General features: G+C 45.9%; 21 protein-coding genes. 19 read left to right on the forward strand and 2 right to left on the reverse strand.

Annotated elements, in window-relative coordinates:
• Nucleotides 1-19: 19 nt before the first annotated feature.
• The 18 genes from ACQKMP_RS16975 (at nucleotide 20) to ACQKMP_RS17060 (ending at nucleotide 21,633) form a co-directional block, all read left to right on the forward strand.
• Nucleotides 20-1,378: a spore germination protein gene (locus ACQKMP_RS16975; protein ID WP_427470084.1), complete on the forward strand. Its 1,359-nt coding sequence runs from the start codon at nucleotides 20-22 to the stop codon at nucleotides 1,376-1,378.
• Entirely contained in the window at nucleotides 1,378-2,478 is a 1,101-nt protein-coding gene (locus tag ACQKMP_RS16980) for a GerAB/ArcD/ProY family transporter (RefSeq protein WP_042194655.1), read from the forward strand. The genes ACQKMP_RS16975 and ACQKMP_RS16980 overlap by 1 nt, the downstream gene beginning before the upstream one ends.
• Complete coding sequence (locus tag ACQKMP_RS16985) at nucleotides 2,475-3,572, forward strand: Ger(x)C family spore germination protein (protein WP_427470086.1); 1,098 nt, start codon at nucleotides 2,475-2,477, stop codon at nucleotides 3,570-3,572. The genes ACQKMP_RS16980 and ACQKMP_RS16985 overlap by 4 nt, the downstream gene beginning before the upstream one ends.
• 91 nt (nucleotides 3,573-3,663) lie before the next feature.
• Nucleotides 3,664-4,059: a Fur family transcriptional regulator gene (locus tag ACQKMP_RS16990; RefSeq protein ID WP_042131422.1), complete on the forward strand. Its 396-nt coding sequence runs from the start codon at nucleotides 3,664-3,666 to the stop codon at nucleotides 4,057-4,059.
• A gap of 227 nt (nucleotides 4,060-4,286) precedes the next feature.
• On the forward strand, nucleotides 4,287-6,281 hold the full coding sequence (locus ACQKMP_RS16995; RefSeq protein ID WP_042192554.1) for a methyl-accepting chemotaxis protein: 1,995 nt from the start codon (nucleotides 4,287-4,289) through the stop codon (nucleotides 6,279-6,281).
• 121 nt (nucleotides 6,282-6,402) lie between these two features.
• Nucleotides 6,403-7,215: a uroporphyrinogen-III synthase gene (locus ACQKMP_RS17000; RefSeq protein WP_042192551.1), complete on the forward strand. Its 813-nt coding sequence runs from the start codon at nucleotides 6,403-6,405 to the stop codon at nucleotides 7,213-7,215.
• 206 nt (nucleotides 7,216-7,421) lie between these two features.
• Nucleotides 7,422-8,060 carry a ThuA domain-containing protein gene (locus ACQKMP_RS17005; RefSeq protein ID WP_042192549.1) on the forward strand — a complete coding sequence of 213 codons (639 nt, stop codon included), beginning with the start codon at nucleotides 7,422-7,424 and terminating at the stop codon, nucleotides 8,058-8,060.
• Between the two features lie 95 nt (nucleotides 8,061-8,155).
• Nucleotides 8,156-8,503, forward strand: a complete 348-nt coding sequence (locus ACQKMP_RS17010; protein ID WP_042131416.1) for a phasin family protein — start codon at nucleotides 8,156-8,158, stop codon at nucleotides 8,501-8,503.
• The gene (locus ACQKMP_RS17015; RefSeq protein ID WP_042192546.1) at nucleotides 8,504-10,171 is read left to right on the forward strand and encodes an ABC1 kinase family protein; all 1,668 of its coding nucleotides are present in this window, start codon (nucleotides 8,504-8,506) and stop codon (nucleotides 10,169-10,171) included.
• 388 nt (nucleotides 10,172-10,559) lie between these two features.
• A complete protein-coding gene (locus ACQKMP_RS17020) occupies nucleotides 10,560-12,365 on the forward strand; it encodes a DEAD/DEAH box helicase (protein WP_076297932.1) in 1,806 nt (601 codons plus the stop codon).
• A 201-nt stretch (nucleotides 12,366-12,566) separates the two neighbouring features.
• The gene (locus ACQKMP_RS17025) at nucleotides 12,567-13,430 is read left to right on the forward strand and encodes a M15 family metallopeptidase (RefSeq protein WP_042192542.1); all 864 of its coding nucleotides are present in this window, start codon (nucleotides 12,567-12,569) and stop codon (nucleotides 13,428-13,430) included.
• A 148-nt stretch (nucleotides 13,431-13,578) separates the two neighbouring features.
• A complete protein-coding gene (locus tag ACQKMP_RS17030; RefSeq protein ID WP_339243824.1) occupies nucleotides 13,579-14,055 on the forward strand; it encodes a glutathione peroxidase in 477 nt (158 codons plus the stop codon).
• A gap of 251 nt (nucleotides 14,056-14,306) precedes the next feature.
• A complete protein-coding gene (locus ACQKMP_RS17035) occupies nucleotides 14,307-15,941 on the forward strand; it encodes a formate--tetrahydrofolate ligase (protein ID WP_427470091.1) in 1,635 nt (544 codons plus the stop codon).
• A 337-nt stretch (nucleotides 15,942-16,278) separates the two neighbouring features.
• Entirely contained in the window at nucleotides 16,279-17,643 is a 1,365-nt protein-coding gene (locus ACQKMP_RS17040; protein ID WP_076297929.1) for an FAD-dependent oxidoreductase, read from the forward strand.
• Between the two features lie 275 nt (nucleotides 17,644-17,918).
• Nucleotides 17,919-18,746, forward strand: coding sequence for a formate/nitrite transporter family protein (locus ACQKMP_RS17045; RefSeq protein WP_042131410.1), 828 nt, complete (start codon nucleotides 17,919-17,921; stop codon nucleotides 18,744-18,746).
• A gap of 433 nt (nucleotides 18,747-19,179) precedes the next feature.
• Nucleotides 19,180-20,400, forward strand: a complete 1,221-nt coding sequence (locus ACQKMP_RS17050) for an MFS transporter (RefSeq protein WP_427470093.1) — start codon at nucleotides 19,180-19,182, stop codon at nucleotides 20,398-20,400.
• A gap of 77 nt (nucleotides 20,401-20,477) precedes the next feature.
• Nucleotides 20,478-21,008, forward strand: a complete 531-nt coding sequence (locus ACQKMP_RS17055; RefSeq protein ID WP_341126640.1) for a GNAT family N-acetyltransferase — start codon at nucleotides 20,478-20,480, stop codon at nucleotides 21,006-21,008.
• Complete coding sequence (locus ACQKMP_RS17060; RefSeq protein WP_427470096.1) at nucleotides 20,989-21,633, forward strand: MOSC domain-containing protein; 645 nt, start codon at nucleotides 20,989-20,991, stop codon at nucleotides 21,631-21,633. The genes ACQKMP_RS17055 and ACQKMP_RS17060 overlap by 20 nt, the downstream gene beginning before the upstream one ends.
• A gap of 93 nt (nucleotides 21,634-21,726) precedes the next feature.
• On the opposite strand, the gene ACQKMP_RS17065 is transcribed toward ACQKMP_RS17060, so the two are convergent.
• The gene (locus tag ACQKMP_RS17065) at nucleotides 21,727-22,275 is read right to left on the reverse strand and encodes a GNAT family N-acetyltransferase (protein WP_042192525.1); all 549 of its coding nucleotides are present in this window, start codon (nucleotides 22,273-22,275) and stop codon (nucleotides 21,727-21,729) included.
• A 230-nt stretch (nucleotides 22,276-22,505) separates the two neighbouring features.
• Here ACQKMP_RS17065 and ACQKMP_RS17070 point away from each other — a divergent pair, with 230 nt between their 5' ends.
• Entirely contained in the window at nucleotides 22,506-24,212 is a 1,707-nt protein-coding gene (locus ACQKMP_RS17070) for a glutamine--tRNA ligase/YqeY domain fusion protein (RefSeq protein ID WP_427470098.1), read from the forward strand.
• Between the two features lie 81 nt (nucleotides 24,213-24,293).
• Here ACQKMP_RS17070 and ACQKMP_RS17075 read toward each other — a convergent pair whose 3' ends face one another.
• Nucleotides 24,294-25,526, reverse strand: coding sequence for an MFS transporter (locus tag ACQKMP_RS17075; protein ID WP_427470100.1), 1,233 nt, complete (start codon nucleotides 25,524-25,526; stop codon nucleotides 24,294-24,296).
• Nucleotides 25,527-25,665: the final 139 nt, after the last annotated feature.

Here is a 25,665-nt window from a genome sequence, read left to right on the forward strand (position 1 = left end):
TAAATAGGAGGGATGATCCATGTCAGTTCAACAGGATAAGCACAATGTTTCTCTGGAATGGATCAAGGGTGAGTTGGACGGATTTGCCGATTTAATTGATAGAACGCTCGTTGCACCTTTTGGGCAGATCAACTTACTTTATATTAAAAGCGTTACAGATTCGCAGACGCTCAGTCGCCATGTGATTACGCCGTTTTATGAGATGGGGGATACTAACGCTTATCTTGATTACATTACGACGTATCCGGGCACGGAAGAGGAGACTACGCAGGAAATAGCGATCGATCTTTTGCTTAGTGGCTACGTTCTTCTTAGCATAAATGATGTGATTTGTTTTTTTGACGCGATGAGTACAGAGAGCAGTGGTGTTAGTGAAACGTCTGCAGAAAGCATTTCACAGGGACCTTCAGATGCACTAACGGAGGATATTGCGGTTAATCTGAACATGATTCGCCGTCGCTATCAATCCACTAATCTCAAAATGGAAACCATGATCATCGGCGATGTCTCCAAAACAAAAGTGGCCATCCTATACGACATCAGTCGTGTTGATCATAATGTATTAGCGGAATTAAGGGAGAAGATGAATACCCTAAAGGTTGATATTTTACAGGCTACGGGAGAACTTGAGAAGTTTATAAGCAGTGATAAATTGAGAATACTCCCTAAGTCTATTATTACTGAAAGACCTGATAGAGTTGTGTTTAATTTGTCTGAAGGAAAAGTAGCGATACTCCTGGATACAACGGGATATGCGATAGTGTTGCCCTCCATATTTAATGATTTTTTTACATCCATGGATGATAAGATCCAATTTCCTATTGTGGGCCGTTTCTTAAAGCTACTCCGAATTATCGGTGTGTGCATGACGTTATGGCTGCCTGCGATCTATGTAACACTTACCTCTTATAACCCAGAGATTATTCGTGTGCAGGTTGCACTACTCATTTCGGGTAGTCGCGCGACCGTGCCTTATCCATCTTTTGTGGAAGTACTCTTAATGCTTATGATGATGGAATTTCTGACCGAGGCCAGTTTACGGCTGCCCAAAGCGATTGGTCCTACGGCCACGACAGTCGGAGGTCTAATCTTAGGTCAGGCAGCTACCGCGGCAGGGCTTGTAGGTAATATTATGATTATATTAGTCTCTGCCGTTGCGATATCCAATTTTCTGATTCCTCTGAATATGATGAGCTTGTCGATACGCGTGCTGAAGTACATTTTTCTTATAGCTGCCGCTGTTCTAGGAATGGTTGGTGTAGTGGTCTGTGTTGTAGGATTCGCGATGTATTTATGCAATCAGCGTAGCTTTGGACAACCTTATTTCAGATTGTTTTTTCTTGATAACCTTGGTAAGAAGAAGGGCGGGGAACATTGATGGCCAAAAGCCGTTATTTCTACTGTCTTTTTCTGATGAACAGCTTGATCAACATCATTAATTTTGTTCCTAGGGAACTAATAGACAGACGCTTTGACGGTGCTTTGTTCTCCATACTGATTGCAACGGTCCTTGGCACTTTGTTTGTCTATATATTTACTGTATTGATTGCTAAATTTCCTGGAAAGGGGTTTCCGGAAATATTTACCCCTCTTCTTCCTAAGCTGCTAGTCAAACCCTTACTAGTGTTTTTTGCGGGGTTATGGTGTGTGGCTGGTGGGGTTACCTTGCTTTCCTTTGTAGATATTACACTGCGGTATGTCAGTCCGAATTCAAGCCCATATACTGTCGTGATCGGCTTTCTGATATTGGTCTGCATCTGCTGTCGCTTTGATTCACTATCACTTTTGTATGGTCTTGAAATCATTCTTTTCGTTACATTACCGTTAATTGTCTATGGCATCGTAAAGGCGCTGACCAATCCGGACTTCAATTGGGATTCTGTTCTGCAGATCACTACATACATCTGGCATAAGCCGGATTTGATGAGTCTTTCGGCAGCTACCTTTTCTTTTAGTGGTTATATTAATCTAGCCATCTTTAATCGGGTATTTCATGGGTTAAAGCTAAAGCATGTCTGGATTTTAGGGGTGGAAGGACTTCTCGTACTTCTCGTAACCTTTTTAGTCCCTATCGGTTATTTCGGTACTGTTGCGATTGAGAGACATGTATATACGTGGTTCTCGACGGCAGACAGTATCCGGATAGAATCCTTTATTATTGAACGGATGTTGTTTATTTTTTATTTTGCCTACATGACTTTATCTCTGGTGAGTGTAATTGTTCATTGGCATGTAGGGTTAGGGTTATTCAAAGGTGCTATTTCATCTACGAAAAAAAAATCGCAGAAGGCAGAGCAGTGGAAAGAGTGGCTCATCCTGTGCTTGTTTAGCGGACTGGTCCTCTCCTTAATATGGATGGATCAATATCAGCTCAACGTGTTGGGTATTTGGTTTCTACAGATCCGCTGGTTTGGTGAGATGTTCTTAATCGCTCTGCTGTTTTATTGTTATCGCAAAGTAAGGAGGCAGAGGTTGTGAGAAAAGCACTTAGTGCAATAGGAATTGTATTACTGCTACTCCTTGCCGGCTGTGACTTCAAAGAAATTGATTTAAGGATATTCGTACTGGCGATCGGTGTTGACCCTGGTGAAGAAGAAGGGACTTTCAAGATCAGCTTGAAACTGGCCATCCCACAGGGGGAAGTTACTAAGATTGATGAGAAGATGCAGATATTAACCGAAGAGTCCCCTAGTATTTCGGAAGCGCTCCGCAGAATGAAGTCAAAAGTGGAGAAGGAGCTTGATTATTCCCATTGTAAATCGATTATTTTGGGAGAAGGGATCGCACGTAAAGATATTCAGCATGTTATGGATTGGGCCGTGCGGCGCAGAGATGTCCAGCTTATTGTTAATTTTGCAGTCGGGCGTCCGGAGGCACTTCAAGTGCTGCAGGTACGACCCGAATCGGAGCGTATCCCATCGAATTCTCTTATTCTGGCGATGAGTGGTCAGGGAACGGAATCTCCATTTATTGCTAGTGTGTATTCCTTTCAGCTGATGAGAAATATTTATGAGAAGGGTATTGATCCGATCTTGCCGATTATCGAGGCCAAAGGGAAGAGCGAGTTCTTAATTGATAAAATCGCTCTACTGGATAGCGAGAAAATCAAGATGGTGCTTACACCGAACGAAACCCGGCTATACAATCTGCTGTCGCGCTCCAACTTACGGACCAATTTGCCAGCCCATATTGAGGGGGTCATGTATCAGTATTACACAGAGAGATCATCCTCGGACTACAAGATACTAAATACGGAGAGCGGAAAAGCTACTATTCGATACCATATTAAGATTAAAGGGATCCTCGAAGAGAGTAGCAGCCCGGATTTGGTGACACATAGCAAGTTGAAAAAAATTCAGGCAGCTGGCGAGAAAGAATTGGAAGATGATATCTTAGCATTACTGAAAAAAATTCATACGAGCGGTTTGGATCCTTTTGGGTGGGGGCTGCACTATGGAGCTAGACATTTTAATAATGATACCGAAATGGAAGTGTGGAAGAGGCTCTATGCCGGGCTCGATTTTCAGGTCAAAGCTGATGTTAACATCAAATATTCAGGATTGATTAAGTAACTGAGAAAGTAATGAGTGGATAAAAGTGGGATTGACGTTCTTACATTCACGATTTATACTTGATCTAAAAACAAGTTAGAGGATGATAGCAATGAAAAGTCTAAATTTGACTTCCCAACGTCAAGCCGTTTACGATATCGTCCTTAATTCACATGACCATCCCACTGCTGCGGAAGTAATGAACCGGCTAGTAGAACAAGGTCATAGCTTAGCATACGGTACTGTATATAACTCTCTTCGTTATCTTTCAGATAAACAAATGATTCGTGAGCTTAAGCTTGGTGAGGCTGCCAGCAGATATGATGCCCGCATGGATGATCACCAGCATATCATTTGCGAGGTTTGCGGTGCGGTTGATGAGGTAATGAATCAAGTTCCACGAGACTGGATGAACACAGTGGCCAAGGATACAGGTTATACCATTGGTCATGCTCATGTGGTATTCGGAGGCGTCTGCCCGAACTGCAAGAATAAGAACGTGAACTAGGATGAAAGAACCGGAGCCTTTTGCTACGGTAATGATAAGAAATAGGCTTATTTGAGTAGATCGCTCTCTTTGAGGCGGTCTTTTTGTTGCGTTTATATGACAATTTTTAAGAATGATGAGAAAAATGAAGAAAGATAGGAGGAAAATCGGTTCCAAAGGAGGATATATAATTATATAGTAAGTCTGGTAAATAAGTCCTTCTTTAAGACTCGAAGAGAGAGAGTGTGATGACATCTATGAACAAAAAAGCGGGTATGAGTATCCGAACCAAATTAATTCTGACATACCTATTAGTTCTACTGTTGCCCAGTATCATTATCGGTTGGCGAACCTATCAATCTGCTAGCCATGAAGTGGAAGATCAACTGGTGAACAATGCTACCGAAAGTGTTGAGGCAGTAGATGCAATCATCAACTCGAATATTCAATCGAAAATAGATGCTATTTCTTATTTTGCTGCTGAGTTCACCGCTGAGGGGACCAACAGTGAGGCAAATGGAGAGACGGTAGCTTCTATGAAGGACAGATTAAAGGAATATGCTGTGCTACATCCTGATGTGCTAGATATTTATGTTAGTACAAGCAGAGGGCAATCGATCCATGCTTCGGAAGCCAAGCTGCCCGAAGGCTATGATCCCAGGCAGGAAAGTGCCTATATTAATTCTCTGAAGCACGGGAAAGGTGTTGTGATTTCTCCGGCCTTTCAAACTGTGAATCAGGAAACGGCGATCGCGATATCAACGGTCCTGAAGAGCGGTGACGGGGTAATAACCCTGAATCTCAATCTATCTGCATTAGGAGAATTGACCGCGACCAAGGTGGGCAAGGAAGGATATATTATTATCCTGGATAACAGCAAGAAATATCTTGTTCATCCAACAGAGGCTATTGGGCTGGAGTCATCCGATGACTTTATAAAGAAAATGTTTGAGGAAGATCAAGGTACTTTTGATTATGTCTACAAGGGTACGCATAAAAAGATGACGTTTATGGTAAATGAGCTTACGGGCTGGAGAATCGGAGGCACGATAAGCATAGATGAAGTGACTTCAGTAACGAGTGGAATCCGCAATACAGCGCTGCTTGTAATTGTAGTTTCCGTTCTGCTTGCACTGATCGTAATCTATTTTAATATTCAATCTATCTTGAAGCCTCTGATCCGTTTGCGGAAAGCAACTGCCGTGATAGCCAAAGGGGATCTGTCCGAAGACATGGGAGCTTTCCGCAAAGATGAAATTGGCATGCTAGCCGAGAACTTTCAATTAATGGTGCTCAGCCTGCGCGAGATGATCATAGGTGTGCAGGAGATGACGAGTAATGTCTCCTCTTCAGCCGAAGAGCTGACTGCCAGTGCGGAGCAGAATGCCCAAACAATCGAACAAATGACGATAGCGATTCAGGAGGTAGCGGCAGGGACGGAACGGCAGGTGATCGGTGTACGCAAAGGAATGGAAAGTACAGCGGCGACGACAAGCGAAGTGGATCATATTTCCGTATATATGGAGCAGGTGTCTGCGATGATGGACAAGACTTCACTCTCTGCTTCGGAAGGAAATGATTCCGTCATCAGCGTGGTGGATAAGATCAATGGTATCGATAGAACGGTGGGAGAGCTTGGCAGTGTAATCGACAAGCTAAATGAAAGGACCGGTCAAATTGAGGGCATTGTCGGCGTCATCACAGGGATTGCCCGTCAGACCAATCTGTTAGCTCTCAATGCTTCTATTGAGGCGGCCAGAGCTGGAGAGCATGGCCGTGGATTTGCCGTTGTTGCTGCTGAAGTGCGTAAGCTGGCAGAGGAATCAGAGAGATCAGCGCATTTGATTGCAGAGCAGATTACCGCCATTAATAGTGAGATGACGCTGGTGACTCATACGATGGAAGACACAAAGCAGCGCGTAACCGAAGGGATAGAGGCCGTGGATACTTCCGGACGTTCTTTCTCCCGTATACGTAGAGCGGTCAAGAGTGCCGCAGAGAAGATCGAGGCAATGGGTGGGGCTGTACAGACCTTATTGGTGGAATCAGATCACATGGAGAAGGCTATAGGAGAGATTCGCGGCATCTCTGAAGAAGCGGCTGTGAATACAGAGACCATCGCGACGGCAGCGCAAGAGCAGCTCGCTTCTGTTGAAGAGATGGCGTCTTCGTCTACCGACCTTAGCCGTCTTGCGGAGGAACTGCAAAAGCTTGTGAGTAGCTTTAAAATACACTCCTCCTAGTAATAATATATATTTCATATAGGAAAACGATGCTTTTATCTTCCCTTTTGCAGCCCTTTGCAAGTATACTGATAAACAATAATGTTGGGTTAGGCAACGGAGAGAGGAGAGATAATAGTACATGGCAGAGCAACTGAAGGGGTTCACGGTCGCCTTGGCGGGTCCGCGCAAATCGGAAGAGATGGCCAAGCTGGTGCAAAATATGGGGGGGACGGCGTTATGTCGACCTGCTCAAGGTACTGTCTTTCTTGATGATGAGGCATTGGAGGAAGGATTGAATTCATGGATCAGCCATCCACCTTATTTGGTGATCGTTACCACAGGCATGGGACTGGATGCTCTCTTCCAAACGGCTGAACGCCTTAATATCGCTGAGCGTTTCTTAGAGGTCCTTTCTGGTTCTATTATTGCTGCACGGGGTTATAAGACAGTGAATGCTTTGAAAAAAAGAGGACTTACGCCGGAGGTTCGTGACGACGACGGAAGTACGATCGGATTGATTCGTGGGCTTCAATCTTTGGATTTGAAGGGCAAGGAGGTCGTACTGCAGCTGCACGGCGATCCAGCTCCTCGTATGCTCGCATGGCTGCAGGAGGCTGGGGCGAATACCCGCCAAGTGCTGCCGTATCGTCATACTCTACCAGAACCGGGTGAGCTTGAAAGATTGCTTACAGAAATCATAGAAGGTAAGATTGATGCCGTGGCTTTTACAAGTGCGCCACAATTTCGTTTCCTCTCTCAGTTTGCTCGGGAACAGGGCAAGCTGGAGGAGATGCTAAGGTCTTTCGAGGATAAAGTGCTTGCTGTTTCTGTAGGGCGTATTACCTCTGAGGCTCTAAAAGAAGAGGGCCTACAACGTATCATCATGCCTGAGCATGAACGGATGGGAAGCATGATTGTAGAGTTGGGCAAATATGTGGCGGCGAATCGCTAGACCACAGTGTGCGGAAGCTTTACAAGATTTACGTTACTATTCAGAAGCATTCCCGCCGGATTCAATGGGTGGGGATGCTTTTTTACCCGGAAGAGGATGCCTTACGAGTAGTAAACCTGCCATCTGCATGGACATTCGCAGCAGTTTTCCTTAGAATATAGGCAACATGTGATGAATAATAACAATGAATAAGGAGGAGGATCCCCATGGACAAAAGAAAATGTCTGTTACTTGGTGATTATACCCATCCCCGTTTCCATCCACTTCAAGGAGTGGACCAACAAATTAGCGAGATCTTAAATGATTTATTAACCGTTCAGTGTTCAGAAAATAAAAAAATGATGCGTATTGAGCATTTGGGAAGTTATGACTTATGCATTGCCTACAACGAATTATGGAATGAAACTGTATCTCCTCAGCAAACCGCTGGCCTACTCAGCTATGTGAGCGGTGGTGGAGGACTGATTGTTCTTCATACAGGTGCTTCATTGACGAAGCGTAACGAACTAGCTCAGCTGATCGGTGGACGCTTTAATGGTCACACTGCTTACGAGCCAATGAATTTTAAGGTGCTAGAGCATGACATTACTGAGGGCGTTGAAGACTTCCAGCTGGATGAAGAGCCTTATCATTTCGAATTTGATCCGTTCACAGATCGGACTATTCTTCTTCAGTATGAATCGGAGGGTCAATGGCTTCCAGCTGCATGGTGCCACAGCTATGGTTTAGGACGAGTAGTGTTCCTTATGCCTGGGCATCATGAGCCATCCTTCCGCCATCCAGCACTACGTAAACTGATCTTGCAGGCAGCTACTTGGGCTGCACGTATTCCGGTAAGTAACTAAGGGATTTTGCGTTTTTTTGAAATACGCACACAGTGAGGTATACTTTAATCATCAACTCCGTTTGTAACGAAACGGAATCTTTGGGAGGAAGTACTATGAGTGATTTGTTTAAAAAAGCGATCTCTTTAGGAGTGGGCCTCACCATTGTTAGTAAGGAAAAAGTAGAAAAGGTTGTTGAGGAACTAGTGAAGCGTGGGGAGCTTGCTCCTTCGGAGTCTAAGGCCCTTGTTGACCGTCTGATTGAACGCGGTGAGGAAGAGCGAGGTATGCTCAAGTCTGTTGTACAAGAACAAGTACAACGCGTGTTGAAGGAAATGAAGGTTCCTGTACAAAGTGATATTGACGAGCTGGAAGGCCGAATTGCTGTATTGGAGCGTCGATTGGCCGAGCTGGAGGGCATTTCCCATCTAGAAGGAACATCGGCGGAAACGCGTACGGACTAAATGGCAGTACGTATCAGACATGCCGGACGATACCGGTCCATTGCCATGGCGCTTATGCACCATGGTTTTGGCTATATGGTGGAGGAGCTGGGGCTCTATCATTTATTATCCCTTCCACGCCGTCTTGTAACGCAAGAAGCTCATACAAGTCTTACACTCGGGGAGCGGATTCGTCTCGTATTGGAGGATTTGGGCCCAACCTTTATTAAGCTTGGACAACTCGCCAGTACCCGTTCGGATCTGCTGCCTGATTCTATTATTCAAGAATTGGTAAAACTACAGGATAATGTGCCCCCGTTCCCTGTGGAGCGCGTGCGCACGATTGTGGAGCATGAACTCGATCAACGGATGGATGAGATCTTTAATTCTTTTGAGGATACTCCCCTTGCGGCTGCGTCGATCGGTCAAGTGCATAGAGCTGTTCTTCACAGTGGGCAGGTCGTGGCTGTTAAAGTTCAGCGCCCTGGTATACTGCGAACGATGAGTAGGGATTTGGAAATTCTCAAAGATCTAAGCGCCCTTGCTGAGAAGCAGCTAGGCTGGGCGAGGCAATATCAGTTGTCCCGTATGGTAGAGGAATTCTCGAAATCTCTGCTTGGCGAGCTGGATTACGGCCAAGAAGGACGCAATGCAGAGAAAATTGCTCAACAGATGGATTATGACGGAGTATACATACCGGATATTCATTGGGACTATACGTCAGAACGGGTGCTGACGATGGAATATGTGGTAGGGATTACGCTGAGTCGTCGCGATGAGTTATTGAGTAACGGAGTTAAACTTAAGGTTATCGCTCAGCAGCTCGTGGAAATGATGCTAAGGCAAATCTTCATTCATGGCTTTTTTCATGCGGATCCGCATCCAGGGAATGTTATACGAATGGCTGATGGGAAGCTGGCTTTGATTGATTTTGGCATGATGGGGCGGCTGAACGAAGAGATGAAAGAGCAGCTGTCTGCGCTTGTCATCGCACTAATGCGTAAGAATACGGATGCGATGGTCCGGGCAATTTTGCGTCTCGGCGTCATCCCTGAGGATGCTGATCGAGCAGCGTTGCATAATGATATGGATCGACTTCGCGAAGAGTATTATGATGTTCCGTTCAGTAAGATGAGCATAGGCAAAGCGCTAAATGATCTGTTTGGCATTGCTCGGAAGCATCGATTAGTTCTTCCCCCGGATCTAACGATGCTTGGTAAGACGATGCTGACGCTTGAGGGTGTTATTAGCAATTTGGATCCAACGATTAGCATTTTAGAGATGGCAGAGCCTTTTGGACGTGAACTTGTGAAGCAGCGATTTAGTGGTCCCCGATTGCAGCGCAAGTTCCTTGGAGGCGTAGCCGATTTAACGGAGAGTCTTTTAGAGCTTCCTGGGCAGGCAAGGCAGTTATCTGCGCTAATTACTAAGGGAAAGCTAAAGGTAGAGATTGCGGCACCTGAGCTCGAGCATCTGGAGCGAAAGCTGGACCGGGTTGGGAACCGCTTAGCATTTAGTATTGTGATGCTTGCGTTCAGTATCATCATGGTTGGACTCATTATAGGCACTGCGATGCGCGGTCAGCCTTCAGTGTTATGGAATTTTCCTACAGTGGAGATTGGCGGCGTAATAGCGCTTCTGATGTTCCTATGGTTGATCTATGCGATTTTTAAATCGGGAAGGTTCTAACCTGCAGGATAGAATAATTATTATTCTGCAGGTTCACACAAATGCCGTTCTATCAAGTACAATATAAAAGATAACTTTCTAAGCTTAACTTTACTTCTATTGTATAAAGTGGAATGGAACGCAAATGGAGTGCCGTCTAAACGTCCGGTGGATCGCTGCTGCCCAGAAACCGAACTTTGACCGCACTCTTTTAACGGGTCAAGGGATACATGGGACGGAAGAATGCCGGTGACGGGGTTCTTCCGCTTTTGTTTGAATATAGCTGAATCTGTAGCATACGCCCCCAAAAGGACAGTCGGGTAAGGGCTGCCTGAATAGGGCTTTGGAAGACGGAAGTTAAGTAAGAGATGTAATCAAATTTATCTGAGAAAATAGTGAGGTGGAGAATTTGCCGGGATTTAAAGAATTAGGTGTTTCAGAATTACTGTGTACATTGCTTCAAGGTCAAGGCATCGTTAAGCCTACACCAGTGCAACAGGAAGCAATACCGCCATTGGTGCAGGGTCTGGACGTAATTGCAAGAGCGAAGACAGGTACAGGGAAGACATTAGCTTTCTTGCTGCCAATTATGGACAAGATCCACACGGAGCGAGCTTATCCGCAGGCGCTGATTATGGCCCCAACACGTGAGTTGGCTTTGCAGATTACAGAAGAGGCACGTAAGCTGGCGCGTCATACGGATATTAAAATCTTGGCCGTTTATGGTGGTCAGGATGTTGAGAAGCAACTGCGTAAGCTGGAAGGTGGCAGACATCTTATTATCGGTACACCGGGCAGACTGCTAGATCATATGCGCCGCGAGACGCTCGATCTTAGTGGCGTTAAGATGCTCGTTCTGGACGAAGCGGATCAAATGCTGCATATGGGATTCTTGGAGGATGTAGAGACCATTATTACGGCTGTTCCTTATCGCCGTCAAACGATGTTGTTCTCTGCGACGATGCCAGATCCGATTAAACGTCTCGCAGCTAATTACATGAAAGAGCCTCTGGATATCATTATTAAGAGTGGTTCTCCGATTCCGCTGGATAATATCAAACAGCAAGTCGTGGAAGTCTCGGATCGTAATAAAGAAGAGGCACTCAAAACATTGATTGAACGGGATCGTCCTTACTTGGCTATTATTTTCTGCCGGACCAAACGTCGGGTGTCCAAGCTGAACGAAGCACTCCAAGCAGCAGGTTATGATTGTGATGAGCTGCACGGTGATTTGTCTCAAGGTAAACGTGAAGGTGTAATGAAGAGATTCCGTGATGCGAAGCTGCAGCTTCTTGTAGCCACAGATGTAGCGGCTCGGGGGCTGGATGTCGAAGGTATCACTCATATCTTTAACTACGATATGCCACTTGATGTGGATAGCTATATTCACCGGATCGGCCGGACAGGCCGTGCCGGAGGTAAAGGGCTTGCAATTACGTTCACTTCTCCACGTGAGCAAGATGGACTAGACTTGATTGAGCACGGCATTTCGCAGCGCCTGGATCGCCGCCGTTACGACAAAGATGAATTCGGCGTTGGCGAATTCGTTGCAGTACAAGGCGGCGGACGCCACGGCGGTCGTCAAAGCGGCGGCGCTGAGGCAGCGCGCACGGGCCGCGGACCGAAGACCGGCGGCTCTGGCCGCGGCGGTGCTCCGCGCGGCGAAGGCGGAGCGCGGCAAGGTGGCCGCGGCCGCGGTAAGGAAGCAGGCGGCTGGGGTGCGCCTGCAGAAGGTCGCCGCGGTGGTCGTTCCGATGCGGCGGCTGGCAAGCGCGGCGGCAGCGGCTTTGACGCTGCCGCACCTAAGGGCGGCGGCAAGGCTGCCGGCGTAGTACGAGTAGGCGGCGGCTATGGCGCCTTCGCCTCCAGAGGCGATGCGCCAGCTAGCGGCAACGCAGCAGCGCCTAGCAGTGCCGGTTCGCGCGGTGCGAACCGGAAGGGCGGCCCAAGCACTGGCTACAGCGAGAACGTAGCCAGAGGTGCAGACGGCGGCGCTTACGTTGGTGGCACACCACGAGGCGGCTTAGGCAGCGGCTACGGTACGGGCCCGTCTAGAGGCGGCGGCAAAGGTGGTAAAGGTAGCAAAGGCGGCTATAGCGGTGCCAAGGGTGGCGCTGGTAAAGGCGGCCGCAACAGCGGAAATACGGGTTCCTCACGGGGTGGACGTGGTAGCTCCGGCGGCTTTAAAAGTGGCGGCAGAGGCACATCCAGATAATGTGAGTGGAATTTCATAACTAAAACTTGTTACCATAGGGAAGTTAGCGGACAAGCTAACTCCCTATGGTAACTTTATTTTGTAGGCACAATTATCCGAGCGATATTTGTCTAAAAAAGGATCTTAGTGTAACATTTTTGAAGGAAAGCTTGTCTAATAGATAAATAGAGTGTTTCGACTTCGAGGAGGAAGATCTTGCAGATGTCTAAAAAATTGAAAATAATAATCTTGTTAATTGTCGTTATTGCTGTTGGGTGGGGGATTGGGAAATATACGACGCCTTCTCCTTCTGCTTCAGATAGTAGCGGTTCCAATATAAATGTGCAGGATGATCTTCAAGCTGAGCCTGGTGAAGATGGAAACAGCACCGAAGAGGGCATAACAGACCCAGTGGTAGCTAACCCGTCTAATACAACGGATCCCTCTGATCCGTCCGAACCGGATAGTAACGGCAAGGGAAATAGCACTGATGATTCTTTTAAAGAGCCTGACAGCATAGCTGTGATGGTGAATAAGGAGTATGGACTGCCGGACAACTATAAGCCAACGGATCTAGTCTACCCGGAAGTGCGGTTTACATTTAAAGAGAAAATCGAGAAGCGTATGATGCGTAAGGAAGCTGCCGAAGCATTAGAGAAACTGTTCGCAGGCGCAGAGGAAGACGGGATTTACTTGGCTGGCGTTTCGGCCTACCGTTCTAAGGAAACCCAAACAAGGCTGTTCAATCGTTATGTTGAGAAAGACGGAGAAGAACTGGCTCGTACTTACAGTGCCGTGCCTGGCTATAGCGAGCATCAGACAGGGCTTGCTATCGATGTCTCAGGAAGTGACGGGAAATGTGCTGCGGAGAGCTGTTTTGGTGGAACGAAGGAAGCGGAGTGGCTAGCGCAGCATGCAACCGAATATGGTTATATCATCCGCTTTCCAGAAGGAAAGCAGGACATTACAGGATATAAGTATGAGCCTTGGCATATCCGTTATGTGGGCAAGGATATAGCTACTTATATTGCGGATAAAGGGATTACGCTGGAAGAATATTATGATGTCGTACCCGTATCCAAATAACAGAGTGATAGAGAGCAGTCCTAAGAAATACATAGGGCTGCTTTTTTTTATCTTAGTGTTTACAGAAAGTGTCGATAAGTTGCATTCTGTTACAATTCGGGTAAGATACGTAGTGTAGTCTAAGTACATGGAAGGAAGGGGAATTAGGATGTCGATCTACAATTTTTCCGGCGTTACGCCTTCGGGTAAAGAAGTGTCATTTACAGAGTATGAAGGTAAGGTAGTGCTGATTGCCAATACGGCTAGTAAATGCGGACTTACACCGCAGTATGGGGATCTCCAGAAGCTATACGAGCAGTATGGGGATCAGGGACTTGTAGTATTAGGATTCCCCTGCAACCAATTTGCGGGTCAGGAGCCGGGTACAAGTGAAGAGGCAGAAGAATTCTGTCAGATTAATTATGGCGTTACATTTCCTGTGTTTGCCAAAGTGGATGTGAATGGACCGGATGCCAGCCCTCTTTTCAATTATTTAAAAGAGCAGCAGCCGGGTACTGGCGACAGCAGTGATATCAGCTGGAATTTCACGAAGTTTCTTATTGATCGTGGCGGTAATGTAGTAGCTCGTGTGGAGCCAAAGGAATCGCCAGAAACGATGTCAGAACAGATTGAGTCCTTACTGTAGATCATTCTAGGGACTGATGAATTGTTATTTTACAAGTATCCTTTCGACCTCGGTCTTTGGCCGAGCCTCGACGGGATTTTCTTTTTATACATAGGAATATAGAATAGGCGCCTTAAATTTTGTTGTGATAAATTATACTTGACGCTTTACAGAGACCATGTATTCTTTGAAGAGAATGTAATGCCCATGCAAAATATGCATAAAGCGTGGAATACAGCAGGATAATAACGGCAGGAGGGTTCAATACAAGCATGAAGTTAATTACAGAGGTAGCAGCACAAGCGGGAATTGGCGAAGAGCATCTGGAACTATACGGCAAATATAAAAGTAAACTTTCACCGTCCTTATGGGAAGACATGAAGAACAAACCAGATGGCAAGCTGGTATTGGTCACTGCGGTGAATCCAACCCCTGCTGGCGAAGGGAAGACCTTAACAACCATTGGGCTGGCACAGGCACTGAACGCAGCAGGAGTAAAGACCGTGGCTGCCTTGCGCGAACCATCCCTCGGACCATGCTTAGGCATGAAAGGCGGTGCCACGGGCGGCGGCAAGTCACAGATCATTCCGGCAGATGAGATTAATTTGCACTTTACGGGTGATATTCATGCGGTGACTTCTGCACATAATTTATTGTCTGCGATGATTGACAATCATATCTTCCAAGGTAATGAGCTGGGTCTTGATCCGCAGCGTATCGTTTGGAAACGCGTGATGGATATGAATGATCGCAGTCTGCGGAATATAGTGACAGGGCTCGGAGATGGAAATGGAGCCGTGCGGGAAAGTGGATTTCAGATTACAACAGCTTCTGAGATTATGGCTGTATTATGCCTATGCGATAATCTGAATGATCTCAAAAAGCGTCTGAACCGTATTTTGATTGGGTATGACCAAGAGGGACAGCCTGTAACGGCCGAGCAAATAGGGGCAGTTGAAGCGATGACAGCGCTGCTGAAGGAAGCAGTTAAGCCTAATCTGGTGCAGACCTTGGAGGGCACTCCTGTTATTGTACACGGTGGTCCATTTGCGAATATCGCACATGGCTGCAGTAGTGTTATTGGTACTCGTTATGCACTCAAGCTGGGAGATGTTGTGGTTACGGAAGCAGGCTTCGGAGCGGATCTTGGTGCAGAGAAATTCATGGATATCAAATGCCGGCAAGCGGGTCTAACCCCTTCAGCGGCAGTGCTTGTCGTGACGGTGAAATCCTTGAAATATAACGGTGGTGTACCTAAGAATGAGCTCCAAACGGAGAACCGGTTGGCGCTGCGCTCTGGATTGTCTAATTTGGAGCGTCATGTAGAGAATCTCGGCAAATTTGGGGTGCCTGTTCTTGTTGCCATTAATCATTTTGAAGGCGATAGCCCAGAAGAGATTAATGACGTTGTGGAGGCTTGTCGCCGATTGAACGTTCCTGCGGCAATATCCAAGGTATGGGCAGAAGGTAGTGCGGGCGGACAAGAGTTGGCTTCGGAATTAAAGAAACTTCTGGATCATAGCGACACTGAACGTTTTGCTCCTTTGTATGAGAATGAACTCGACATCTCTTCCAAAATCACCAAGATTGTTCGCGAAATTTACCGTGGTGCGGAGGTTAACTTTTCCCCTGCGGCCAAACGCAGCCTAGCGGTGATTGAGCGTCTTGGGTTAAATGATCTTCAAGTATGTATGGCGAAGACCCCTTATTCCTTCTCAGATCAGCCTAGATTGCTTGGCGCTCCAGAAGGTTTCACGGTAGGTATCCGTGATATTACCCTTTCGCTCGGTGCAGGGTTTGCTGTAGTGATTACGGGCAATATCGTTACGATGCCAGGTCTACCGGCTAAGCCAGCTGCTGAGGCACTATGGATGGATGAGGATGGCGTGATTCACGGTTTGGTGTAGATTCAGTTTATGATCAGGCTTTTCCCTGTTGGTTTAGGGGGAAGCCTTTTTTTGCGCGTTATAAGAAAGTATATCCTGAGGGGGCAGAACATAATGTCTTACGCCCAGGGCAAAGCTAACGAGGTCGCAATCGGCAGCAGTGACGGAAAATGCTTAAAATTGTGAACAATCTGAGAATATAGGCGAAAAGACTTGTAATGTGATAAATATCACAATATAATCAGTTTATAAAGTGAAATAAATCACAATTAACTTATCGGTGATCAGATATCTAATTTGGTCAGTCAAGCAATTCGAATATATAACCAGGTTGTCCATTTGAAGGAGGAAGAAAATAATGAAAGTAGCTGTCATTGGATGTACCCATGCCGGAACTGCCGCAATTGTAAATACTGCCAAGCTTCACCCGGAAGCCGAGATTACGGTGTATGAGCGTAATGATAATATTTCTTTCTTATCTTGTGGAATTGCTTTATACGTAGGTGGAGTGGTCAAGGACCCGCACGGGCTGTTCTATTCTTCCCCTGAGAAGCTTGCTGAGCTTGGTGTAAAGACCAACATGCGTCATGAAGTGACCGTTGTGGATACGAAGTCCAAAACATTGCGTGTTCGCAATTTGGTAACCGGACAGGAGTTTGACGATACCTACGATAAGCTGATTATGACTACGGGATCATGGCCGATTGTACCGAAGCTCGAAGGGATTGAGCTGGAAGGCGTCTTGCTTTGCAAGAACTATGATCATTCCAATACCATTATAGAAAAAGCTAAACAAGCGAATAAAATCACAGTCGTAGGCGCTGGATATATCGGCGTTGAGTTGGTGGAAGCCTTCCAAATGAACGGAAAGCAAGTTACGCTGATTGATGGTGAAGATCGTATTTTGAATAAATATTTGGACCCAGAGTTTACTGCGCCGATCGAACAATCCTTTAAGGATCATGGTATTAAATTAGCGCTGAATGAGAAGGTAAGTTCTTTTGCTGGTGAAGGTGGTAAAGTTACCAAGGTTATCACAAGCGAAGGGGAGCATGAGGCGGATCTTGTAATTCTCTGCATCGGCTTCCGTCCGAATACTGAGCTGTTAAAAGGTCAAGTGGATATGCTGCCAAATGGCGCAATTCTGGTCAATGATTATATGCAGACTAGTTGCCCAGATGTGTATGCCGCTGGTGACAGCTGCGCGATTCATTACAACCCTACAGGTAAGCACGCTTATATTCCACTGGCAACCAATGCCGTACGGATGGGCACTTTGGTCGCACGTAACTTAGTGAAAGAGACGATTCCTTATATGGGTACTCAAGGGACTTCGGGCATTAAGATTTATGAAGATAATATCGCTGCTACCGGTCTTACTGAAGAAGGGGCTAAGGCTGAAGGAATGGACGTAGAAACTACCATGATTATTGACAATTACCGTCCAGAATTTATGCCAACCTTCGAGCAGGTGCAATTAAAAGTGGTATTTGATCGCGCCACACGCCGCATTCTCGGAGCGCAAATCTTGTCCAAAACGGATTTGACGCAATCGATCAACACAGTATCTGTATGTATTCAAAATAAAATGACAATCGATCAGCTTGCCTTTATCGATTTCTTCTTCCAACCTCATTACAACAAGCCTTGGAACTTCCTGAATACAGTAGGCCTCGAATCGCTACCGGCATCAGTACCAAGCAAAGAGGCAGTAACCGTATAATTTAATTGCCTGTGAACAATAAAGTTGGGTAAACCGGAGCCATATATGGCTCCGGTTTTTTGTGATTGATGATGGTACTATTTACCTTTAAAATAATATGGAGCCTGTTCTTACAAATGTAATTATGGATGCGCTTCGTTAAATTTGACATGTCAGTGAAAAGTTTCACTTAGTTTTTCGTTAAGTGATAATTATCACGTTAATGTGTTTTATGACACGCTACAATGGTCGTAAAGGAACAAATTTTAAGTAAATAGATGAAGGGGATAGGAATCATGGCTTATAATAAACCGCAGCAGATTGCCGCAGTCACGGTCGAGAACGGCATAAAAAAGGCGCACAATCCTTTAAGCACCGTACTAATTCTGGGCTTTCTGGGAGGAGCGTTTATCGCGCTCGGATTTTTACTGGATATTCGCGTCATTGCTGGCGCACCACATGAATGGGGATCCATCGCTAACTTTATTGGGGCAGCTGTCTTCCCTGTAGGATTGATTCTAGTACTGCTTGCAGGGGGAGAATTGCTGACAGGCAATATGATGGCTGTGCCACTCGCCTTTATGGCGAAGAAGATATCCTTCTGGGAAGTTATTAAGAATCTCGTATTGATTACCCTGAGCAATCTAGCGGGAGCTTTGTTTGTAGCTTACTTTTTCGGTCACGTGGTTGGTTTAACCTCTGACGGTGTGTATTTAGAAAAATTAGTGGAGATGGCAGGACATAAGCTTGAGGCAGACTTCTTGCCGGCATTTGTTTCCGGTATCGGTTGTAACTGGCTCGTAGCTTTGGCGGTATGGCTCTCCTATGGAGCAGATAACTTCAGTGGCAAAATCCTCGGTATCTGGTTCCCAACGATGGCTTTTGTAGCTATCGGCTTCCAGCACGTTGTAGCCAACATGTTCTTAATTCCGGCAGCTATTTTTGAAGGTTATTTTTCATGGGGAGAGTACTTCAACAATTTTGTTCCGGTATGGCTAGGAAACTTGACGGGCGGTGCGATCTTTGTTGCGGCAGCTTATTGGATGGCTTACCTGCGCAAAGAGCCTGCATCTATTCAGTCCGTAGACAGCATGTCTGGCAGCGGTGTAAAAAAACACGCCTAAACCTATCTTATAGAGCACTCCTTAGAATAGTCGAGGGGTGCTTTTTGCTGTATAGACAAATAAAATCCGCCGTGATGTATCCGAGCTCGGGGGAACGAATTCGGATGCACAGCGAATTTTAAAAGGGGGAGTGTTTCTAGGCTCTATTACCCCGACTTTGTAATAACGAAACACTTCATTATGGTTTAGTCTACTTTACGGAAGACAGCGGCAACTATAAAATATAAATAGATAGTAGAAATAGGGAGGACTGCGGACGTGAAAGGTGCTACTTTTTTCTCAGCTACGTTAGAAGTTAGTCCTAAATAAGAGGTGAAGTATACTGAGACTTTATCACGATAGCACGTCAATGCGTCTGCTTGCCCTGAACCCTGTTTTGGGATAATACTGGATGGAATAATGACACATATATTACAGGGGATGTACACTACTTATGAAGTTTTTACAGAATTATCCTAAAGAAGTTAAGATATTTTTAATTGCTAGTCTTATTAATGCAACGGGTAGTGCACTGATGTGGCCATTGGTTACAATGTATGTTTTTGATGAGCTTGGACGCAGCATGTCGGATGCCGGATTAGTGATTCTTATTCAATCAGTTGGAGGAATTGTGGGTCAACTACTCGGGGGCTCACTCTATCATAAGGTAGGCGTTAACCGGCTGATTGTTGGAGCGCTGGGCATGAATGCACTTGCTCTGTTCACTTTGCCGGCAGCAAGTAACAACTGGACGTTATTTATGGTCGCGATGGGACTGGTAGGGCTCTTTAATTCACTGTCCTTACCTGCGATTCAGGCATTTATCGGCTTTCGTTTTACGAAGCAGCGCGGAGAGCTGTTTAATGTTATTTATGTCGCTAATAATATTGGTGTAGCACTGGGAACGGCGTTAAGTGGTTTTTTGGCCGATATTTCTTATATGCTCAGCTTTGTGATGAACGGCGTAACTTCAGCGGTATTTGCGGTATTCTTTTTTGTATATCTCAAGAAAGTCGGAGGAGATTCTCCACAGGAGGTCGCAGAACACCAGAAGGCTGGTCCTGACAAACAATCTACCTGGAAGCTAATGGGGCATACACGAATCTATCTTTATATGGGTATTGCCTCGATGTTCCTACTATTAGGGAACTCTATCTGGAATACAGGGGTATCTCCGTTCATTATTTCTGAGGGCTGGCCTAAGAAGACTTATGGTTTTCTCTGGACGCTTAACGGAATTCTCATTTTTGCGGCTCAACCGCTCGTAACAGTAATTAAACGCTGGTTCGCATCTACCTCAACGGCGCAAATGACAGTAAGTGCTCTATTTTATTTGGTTGGGTATGCTGTTCTTTTATGGATGCCGACTTATTCAGGTCTAGTGCTTGGGATGGTACTCGCTACGCTTGGGGAAATGCTGATATCTCCGGCCATGCCTTCCTTTATTTCGGATCATGCAGGTCGCAGTGCTCCTTTTTATTTAGGGCTAAGTGGAGGCATGGGGGCAGTCGGTAGGGTGATTGGACCATACTTAATGGGTAGGTTATACGATAGTGGAGGCTTAGCGCCTACCGCATGGTTGGCATGTGCGATGGCACTGCTGTCCGTAGGATTCTTTATCGTTCATGCGTATATCAACCGCCGAGGAAATTCATTGGAGCGGTCAATGGGATAGTTGAGAGTTGAGCATAGTGGATTCAAATGATCTACTGTGAATTCTATAGAGGTGCAAGGCAAGGGGTGTACATCTTTATGAAACTTAGCAACAAGGATAGGTTTATAATAAGGTTCTCAGAGATTAAAGACGTGCGGGAACTGATTCATCTGGATCATATGATCTGGACGGAGAACACTAGCCCGGGGCCATTAATGTGGCGTTCCCAAGAGGATTATCTACTGAATGCTCCCCCGGGTTCGCAGCTAGTAGCACTAAAGGATGACAAGCTATGCGGATATGTTGGGTTTGGCTGCCCTAGTCGAATGGAGAGTAACAGGCATGTGTGCGAGGTCAATATTGCTGTTCATCCGGATTATCAACGTTTAGGTATTGGCCGGCAGCTCATAGAGGCTATTAAGGAACATGCCGCAGATAACGCCATTCGCAAGCTGCGTCTACGCGTATTATCCTGTAATGAATCAGCGCTTTCTTTTTATCGTAAATGCGGGTTTGTGGAAGAGGGACGTCTGCGGGAGGAGTTTTATCTTGGCGGTCGATATGTGGATGAAATCTTTATGTGCTGCATGCTGACAGGAGGAGAAGGATATGGAGATCATCTCGCTTAATGTGGGGCGGCCGGTAACAGTGGATTATCGGGGGAAACCTTTGGAGACTGGGATTTATAAAATGCCTGTAGAAGGATCAGTTCAGCTACATATGAGCGGATTTGATGGAGACGGGCAAGCAGACCTTAAACATCACGGAGGACCTGACAAGGCAGTTTGTGCCTACCCCATCGAGCATTATCCCTACTGGGAGCAGCAGCTTGGGAAGAAACTGGAATACTCTGCCTTCGGGGAAAATATAACAACTACCGGCTTATTAGAGACAGATGTGTGCATTGGCGATGTGTACGAAATAGGTACCACTGTGCTGCAGGTCAGCCAGCCACGTTATCCTTGCTTCAAAATCTCACAAAAGCATGGCCCGGCAGATCTCCCGGCTCAAGTGCTGGACACTAGATATAGCGGATTTTACTTGCGTGTGCTTCGTGAAGGAAAGATCTCAACCGGAGATGCGATTGTCAAAAAAGAAAGTGGAGCTGGCGATGCGTCCGTGGCACATGTACTACATTTAATGCAAGTGGGGTTGCAAGAGGAAGCTGCACTGGCAGCTCTTGCGGAGCTAGGAACTCTCTCCGCCGTAGTGCGGAACAAGTTTCGAAAACAGCTGGGTCTGCCGGAGAGTTAAACACTATCTACAAACCAAAATAAGCCTGGAGGCGTGTGCCTTCCAGGCTTATTTCTATTTATGAGCTTATATGTGCTGCTTGCTTAGCCTAACTTAGCCGAGCAGCTGCCATTCACTACGCAATAAACCGTATACGGCATGGTTGACGTAGCCGTCAGGCAGTTTCTCTGACTGTCTAATCACACCCTCAAGGACAAAACCAAGCCGTTCCGGGATCGCCCGGCTGGAAACATTTCCGGTCGCGCAGCGAATTTCTACACGCTGCAGCTCCATTTCCAGTAGTGCATAGTCTACTAGCACCCGACAGGCACTGGTCATATACCCTTTACCTTCATATCCTTCACCCAGCCAGTAGCCGATCCCAACAGATCGGTTATGCCAGTCAATCTGGTGATACCCAATAACACCGGCGAGCTCACCGCGAACCCATAGTCCAGCGGTAAAAGCACCATTGTCAGTGCTTTGTTTAACCGCATTTTTGATGAAATTTAGAGTGTGGGCCTGTTCCGTAACGGCATCCACCCAAGGGAGCCATTGTCGTAGTCGTTCCCGTGAGTGCTCTACTAACGCGAACATGTGCCGAGCGTGCTCTGGCAGTAGCGGCTTTAACATCAGCTCTTCATCGATGACATAATTAAACAAGCGGTTGCCTCCTTTTTGGCACAAGGCCTTATGTATGATTATGGATTATTTCTTATGATTATCATGCTACTCTATCGCCCTGACAGAAGTCAAAAGGTCTAAAGACACTAAAAAATGATCCGTGCCTTGTGCCCCCTTTTATTGAACAATCTACGGTTAACGGGTATATTAGTAGGAAACATGTTTATACAAGAAGTAGTGTAACACTACAGAATGAAAGGTTGATAGCTGTGGAGAACCGTAGCACCCCCTCCAATTTTATTAAGAATGTTATTACCGAAGACCTCCGTACCGGTAAAGTAAAGGAAGTTATCACACGCTTTCCGCCGGAGCCGAACGGTTATTTACATATCGGACATGCCAAGGCGATCTGGATTAACTTTACACTGGCGGACGAGTTCGGTGGCAAGACTAACCTAAGATTTGACGACACGAATCCGGCTAAAGAGGATACGGAATATGTAAACTCGATTCAGGAAGATGTAAAGTGGCTCGGTTATGAATGGGAAGAGCTGCGTTTTGCATCTGATTATTTTGAGGAAATGTACAAACGTGCCGAATTATTAATTACAAAGGGCAAAGCCTATGTCGATGACCTCAGTGCGGATGAAATTCGTCAATTGCGTGGAACGCTGACGGAACCAGGAAAGAACAGTCCGCATCGTGATCGTAGTATCGAAGAGAATTTGGATCTGTTCCGGCGTATGCGTGCAGGCGAATTCAAGGACGGTGAGAAGGTTCTTCGCGCCAAGATTGACATGGCGTCACCGAACATTAACCTCCGTGATCCTGTAATTTATCGGATTACACATGCACATCACCATAACACAGGCGATAAATGGTGTATCTACCCAATGTATACCTTCGCTCATCCGTTAGAAGATGCTATTGAGGGGATTACTCACTCCCTTTGCTCGCTCGAATTTGAAGATCAACGTCCATTCTACGATTGGGTTGTAGCGGAGTGTGAGATGCCAGCTGTCCCTCATCAATATGAATTTGGTCGTCTGAATCTGGCTCAAACGATGACTAGTAAGCGTAAGCTGAAGCTGCTTGTAGACGAAGGACATGTGGATGGTTGGGATGATCCACGGATGCCTACGATCTCTGGTCTACGCCGTAGAGGATATACGCCGGAAGCGATTCGTAAATTCGTGTATGAAGCGGGTATCTCTAAGAGTCAGGGTCTGGTGGACCTGCAAATGCTGGAGCACTTTATCCGTGAGGATCTTAAGCTAACTGTACCGCGTACTATGGCTGTGTTACGACCGCTTAAGGTTGTTATCACCAATTATCCAGAAGGTCAAACAGAATGGCTTGAAGCGGAGAATAATACAGAGAATGAGGAAATGGGCGTACGTCAAATTCCGTTCTCGCGTGAAATTTATGTTGAGCGTGATGACTTTATGGAGAATCCGCCGAACAAATATTTCCGGTTGTTCCCTGGTAATGAAGTACGTCTGAAGCATGCCTATTTCATCAAATGTAATGATGTTATTAAGGATGAGAATGGCGAGGTAGTGGAGCTGCATTGTACGTATGATCCAGAAACGAAGAGCGGAAGTGGATTTACAGGCCGCAAGGTAAAAGGTACGTTGCACTGGGTAGAAGCTAGTCAAGCAGTTCCTGCGGAATTCCGTCTATACGAGCCTCTGATTTCTGCTGAAGAAGCGGATGAGGCTGTGGAGGTTGAAGGTTTGGATTCCTCGGTAGAGAAATCGGAGCCTAGCTTCTTAGATCAGCTTAATCCTAAGTCCATAGAAATCCTGCAAGGGTTTGTTGAACCTGCGCTTAAGGATAGCGTGGCTCAGGATAAATTCCAGTTCTTCCGTCATGGCTATTTTAATGTGGATAGCAAATATTCGGCGCCTGGACATCTCGTATTCAATCTTATCGTTTCACTGAAGAGTTCATTTCAGCCTCCTAAACAAGGCTAAACAGATAAATTAATCAAGGTAACAACAAAAAGCAGGCTCAAACGTCCCAAAAAGGTACGTTAGAGCCTGCTTTTTGTTGAATTATAATGCTTCGATGTCGAAGATCTCTTCATCTTCCTCTGAAGGGGGACGATACCCACCACGGCTAACAAAGAGCCACATGAAACCAAAGCCAAGCGTTCCAATAAGCGTCAAGAATACACCCGTCTGATACATGCTTTGTGCACCCAGATACTGATACATCCAACCTCCGAGAATACCTCCAATGAAACCGGATATCCCACTCCAGCTTAGGGTGTAGAGCGCTTGTCCGGAAGAGCGATAAGGCCGTGGAATCAGGAGCATCGTCAATTGGGTACCTACATAGAAAAAGCCGCCGAACGTTATGCAGTGTAAAATTTGAATGAACACCACTTGAAGGGCAGTAGTCGCATCAGCCATAAACCACCAACGCAGAACGAACAAACCACTGACCAATGCAAGCCAGCCGAGCAGAACAGAAATTTTACGTTTCAGGAACCGGTCACAGAGAACAAATACGCCTACCTCCAAAATGGAGGAGAGGAATACGGCAAGACCAATCATTTTTTTAGAGCCGCCCAGATCCGTAATATACAAGGATATAAATGTGGTGTTCATAGTGTTTGGAATGGATACCAGAATACCAAACAATAAAAAGCACAAGAAAAAAGGATTGAAAATCAACTTACTTAAGCCCTTATACGGCATCGGAGCTCTCATAATGGTATGGTTAATTTTAGGCAATACAAGAACGGATAGGATTGATGCACCTAGTAACGCTGTAAGCAGATAGGTCAAGACGGATACATCAGCCCAATCCAGGATAAAGCCGGCGACAATCGCAATCACTGCCCACCCTATTGAACCCCAAAGCCGGAAAGAACGGAAGCGCTGATTAGTTCCGTCAATATAGCTGAGAATCATCGTGTTGCTTTGAGCAAATAGTGGTCCTTGGAAGAAATAGAACAAAATAATGGCGTTGTAGATCGTTTCATATGTATTTGCTCGAAACATAAACTGTGAGAACACTAGCGTTCCGAATAACATTAGCAAAACGATACGCCGTATATTCTGAGAACGGTCTGTTAAGAACGCCCAAAATGGATTTGCAAATATGGATACTAGCGCTCCCATAGAGAATAAGACACCAATCTCTAATTTGTTCATCCCTACATCCAGCAGGTATAGTTGAAAGAAGCTGGTGAAGAGGACCATGGTTCCATATACAAAAAAATTGAACCATTTTAAAGACGTGATAGAAGATGGAATAACGCCTTTTCGCAAATGGTTCACTCCTTTCTCACTAAATATCTTGCATGGAGTAGAGTGGCCAATAGTAGGCCCTTCTATCACTGTAACACGTGTTGAAAAGGGATACAAACACCCTTTTTTACTTTTTTACATTATTTTGGGTTTTATTTATGTTTGAGAC

Source organism: Paenibacillus sp. NPDC101420 (assembly GCF_050277435.1).
Lineage (GTDB): Bacteria > Bacillota > Bacilli > Paenibacillales > Paenibacillaceae > Paenibacillus_AQ.